This is a genomic window from Oligoflexus sp. (assembly GCF_035638955.1).
Classification (GTDB): Bacteria; Bdellovibrionota_B; Oligoflexia; order Oligoflexales; family Oligoflexaceae; genus Oligoflexus.
Genome location: NZ_DASQYZ010000494.1, coordinates 1 through 4,151, shown reverse-complemented (window position 1 = coordinate 4,151; position 4,151 = coordinate 1). Strand labels below are relative to the sequence as shown.

Annotated in this window: 2 protein-coding genes and 1 pseudogene; 1 reads left to right on the top strand and 2 read right to left on the bottom strand. The window is 50.8% G+C overall.

Annotation, left to right across the window (positions count from 1 at the left end; genetic code table 11):
- Positions 1-39: 39 nt before the first annotated feature.
- Positions 40-189, bottom strand: a pseudogene (locus VE954_RS40230) (transposase); the annotation flags it as partial.
- Positions 190-487: 298 nt separating this feature from the next.
- Entirely contained in the window at positions 488-922 is a 435-nt protein-coding gene (locus VE954_RS40225; RefSeq protein ID WP_324963852.1) for a hypothetical protein, read from the bottom strand.
- 208 nt (positions 923-1,130) lie between these two features.
- Between VE954_RS40225 and VE954_RS40220 the strand changes: the two genes are divergently transcribed.
- Positions 1,131-4,109: a GH92 family glycosyl hydrolase gene (locus VE954_RS40220; RefSeq protein ID WP_324963850.1), complete on the top strand. Its 2,979-nt coding sequence runs from the start codon at positions 1,131-1,133 to the stop codon at positions 4,107-4,109.
- Positions 4,110-4,151: the final 42 nt, after the last annotated feature.

The following is a 4,151-nucleotide window of genomic DNA, read 5'->3' as shown; positions in this document are numbered from 1 at the left end:
GAAGCTCTACGGCCTTGCGCTGATCGTCAGGCCCTAGAACTTTTTTTCGAGCAGGAACTTGATGGCCTGGATATCGAGTGCCTGGTCAGCAACAATTTGTTTTAGTCGACGATTCTCGTCTTCCAGAGTCCGAAGCTTCTGCGCTTCAGATACCTCCAGGCCGCCGAATTTGGCCTTCCACTTGTAAAAAGCCTGCATCAATGGAAGAAAATGGCGGGGAACCCTCGCATGGAAGAGTCGCGCCTCTTGTCTTACGAGCTGGTTTGTAGGTGAAATACATAGAAGAAACAGAGACTTGTTGTTAAGATAAAGCCATATTACCTTAATAAGATAATGCGGCATTACTTTAGTGAATCTTTTATCGGGCACAACCTAATTATCCCTATTAGGTATAACAGGACGCGTAAGAGTTGGATAACTTTCGATGGTTTTGCAACCAATCATTGCCTATGAATTCCGATTCCTGATCCCGAAGATCGAACTCCTTTCACCGACACTTAACATCAAGTGAAATCCGCTTATCGTTACCTTCAAACAAAAATGATTTGTCAGCTATGACTGCAGATCTCGCGAACGAGATCAACACTGCACGATATTCCGCTTTTTCAAGGTAGACTTTGGCCTCAAACGACTTCTTGTCCAATTGCCGTCTCATCAACACGGTATCATTTTTACGAATCTGAAATTCAAGGTCTGAGTAGATGGTAGGCGTTTGACATTTTCCATCGAGAATTTCTAGTGACAGTTTCGCATCAAACATCTGCCCGACCCATTGCCCCAGATGGGCGACGGCACTGCTTGGAGCCGATTGGTAAGCATTAGTGATCTCAGGCTTGTATTTTGGGTTGTCTGAGTACCAGGTCCAGCAGGATGTTAAGAGCAGAGAGTTCAAGGCTATTACGGTTAAACCAAGCAATTTCATCGACTTGACCTCATGGATCTGGATTTGTGGGCAACGTCGTGAGGAAACTTCATGTTTGGAATTATTGCGGATCAATAGCCTTGAAGCTAGACCTGGTCGTTAAATAGAAAACGAACTGGCGACCGCTCACATAAGAGATTGTTAATTTATTTAACAAACACCTCAAGCTGTGATAGAAAAACGGCACACCCACTCCTGGGAGCCGGCCATGAAATTTTTCTTTCTGCTTTTCTCCTTGTTTTCAGCCACAATCACCCATGCCGAAGAAATCGACTACACATCTTTAGTTAATCCTTTCATAGGCACATCGAAAGACGGCACGACCTATCCCGGAGCCGTTGCCCCGTTTGGAATGCTGCAATGGAGCCCCGACACAGGGGATCGCATCGGCGGCTATCTTTATGAGGACACACAGATCCGCGGCTTCAGTCTTTACCGCGTGAGTGGAACCGGAGGCCTGCATGGCCAGGACTTGCCTTTCATGCCCACATTCGGGCCGCTGGATCGCTCGCCTGTTTATCACAAGTATGCTTATGCCTCTAACTTTGCCCACACCAACGAGCGGGCATCTCCCGGTCAGTATCAAGTTCATTTGGATGACACAGGTATCGATGTGGACCTGGCTGTCACGACCCGGAGTGGGATAGGTTCCTTCCATTTTCCAGCGGGTCGTGACGCTGCCATGGTTCTTTATCCGACCGGCCGGATTGGAGAGGTCTACGAATCCCGCTTCGTGATTGATCCCAGCCAGCGAAAAATTTCCGGATATTCCTTTGGGTCAGGAGCAGACAATGGTTATGCTCTCTATGTTGTGGCTGAGTTCGATCAAGACTTCAGCAGCTTTGGATTCTGGCGCGGCGAAGAGCGCCTGGATGGGCTCAAGGAGGCCGTTGGAAAGGACATTGCCGCCTGGCTGCGTTTCGATACCAGGCATCAGCAACGCGTCCAGATGCGGGTCGGGATCTCTTATGTGAGCCTCGCCAATGCTGAAGAAAATTTGCGAGCAGAGATATCCGATTGGAATCAGGCCGCACTGAAAGAAAAGACAAGATCCGCCTGGAATTCCATTCTCAGCCGTATCGCAATAAAAGGGGGGACCCACGATCAGCGGGTTATGTTCTATACCGCTCTTTATCATGCATCCTTGAACCCCAACATTTTCAACGACGTCAATGGACAGTATATGGACATGGACGATAAGGTTCAAGCCATTGAGCCTGGACACAATAAGTATGTGAACTACTCGCTCTGGGATGTTTATCGAACGATCCCCCAACTTCAAGCGCTCCTTCAACCGGCTGTCACATCCGATATGGTGCGCTCGCTTCTGCTGGATTCGCAGCAATGCCAGGGCGGTGGACTCCCCATCTTTGGTGTCCTGAACTCAGCTCCTGGAATCATGTGCGGATACCCTGCAGATCCTTTTATGGCGAGCGCCTTTGCCTTTGGGGCCAGGGACTTCGATGTCAAAGCCGTTCATCAGAAAATGGTCGAGACTGCCATGAATCAAATGCCCTGCGGCCCCAATGGTGGCGCCTGGTGGCACCAGGATGATTACAAAAAGGGATATGTGGCCCATGAAAGCACCGAATGGGGTTCCATTTCCTATAACATCGAGTACGCTGTCGCTGATTTCGCCGTCGCCATGATGAGTGCCGCGGTGGGTGATCAGGCTCAGTATGACTACTTTCTGCGGCGATCCCAAAACTGGCGGAATCTGTTTAACCCTGCGGTTGGGTTCATGCAGGAGCGCTACCGTAATGGCAACTGGGTCCCGCATTTTTCGCCGACTGGCACCGAAGGTTATATGGAAGGCAACGCCATCCAACAGTCCTTGATGGTGCCGCATAATATTGCGGGCGTCCTCAATCAAACTCAAAAGCATCACCCGATCGAACCGCAGCTGGATCGTTTCTTTTCTCAGATCCTCACCAGCGGCTGGCCTACTGATCAGCCTTATTATTGGGCAGGTAATGAACCCATGATAGGAATGCCCTGGTATTACAATTGGCTACAAAAACCGTGGAAAACCCAGGAAATCGTCAGTCGCACTCGGGAGCAGGCATTCACCAACAAACCAGACGGGCTTCCCGGCAATGACGATCTGGGAACGATGTCGGCCTGGTATATTTTCGCGGCCCTGGGACTTTATCCAGAAATTCCCGGCGTCGCCGGCTTTTCTGTTCATGCACCTTTGTTCCCGGATGCCCGGATCACACTAGGCGATGGGCGGACCCTGGATATTCGAACAGGCACTGCAGACACCAGGAATCTTTATATTCAATCGCTCGATGTTAACGGTACACCTCACAGCAGTACATGGCTCCCGCTGGAGAAGCTCCTTTCCCGGGATCACAACACGCTGGTTTATGCCCTGGGTCCGTCCACGCACTCATCCTGGGGAACGGCTCCCGGGGATACCCCTCCATCGTTTGACGAGCGCGGTGAGAATGCTCAACGGGTGCACGGCATGGAAGCCGCTGGCCTTGGCACCCCCAAAGAGAGTTTTGATCGCGATATTCAAACTGTCACGAAGAGTCGCCAACTTTCCTATACCTATCCGAGCGTCACATCGGTGAATGCCTATACGATAACCGCCGGATGGGACGCAGCCCAGCTTCGGTCCTGGCGCGTTTTAGGGACCCACGACGGCGTAAATTGGGTGACTCTGGACACGCGAACCGTGGGAGGATTTTCCCCTCAAGAGACTCGATCGTTTGCGCTCATCAGCTGTGACTCCTATTCCAGCTATCGCCTGGAACTCGACGGGGAACCCGAGATCGCCGAGTGGGCTTTGTATGATCGACCCTTGAATCGGACGGCCTATGTCTCAACCTCAACGTCCAGCAGTCAGACCAGCGAAGGATCACGAGTTTTTCCGGTTACTGTTCCAAAGACCGGTATCTATGCACTACGTGTTCGGTATGCTGTGGATACAGGGGATGCGATTGTCCGCGTGTCGATCAACGATCAAGATACAGGTACCTATACCTGGCCCAGGGCCTATAGCTATCGGGAGGCTGATGCGGGATTGCATGCCCTGAAGGCTGGCGAGAATACCATCAAACTCGTCAGCTCTTCGCAGGATGTGTCAGTTGAAAAGCTGATCCTCATCGCTCAGGATCCGGTGAATCCCTTATACTTCGAAGCCGAGCGGAATAAATCAGCTATTTTGAGACAGTCATAAAAAGAGTTTAGTGTACTTTTCTATCCAAGCACATACATGGAT

Coding starts and splice junctions, on each gene's coding strand:
- VE954_RS40225 (WP_324963852.1), bottom strand. CDS start 922: ATGAAATTGCTTGGTTTAACCGTAATAGCCTTGAACTCTCTGCTCTTA.
- VE954_RS40220 (WP_324963850.1), top strand. CDS start 1,131: ATGAAATTTTTCTTTCTGCTTTTCTCCTTGTTTTCAGCCACAATCACC.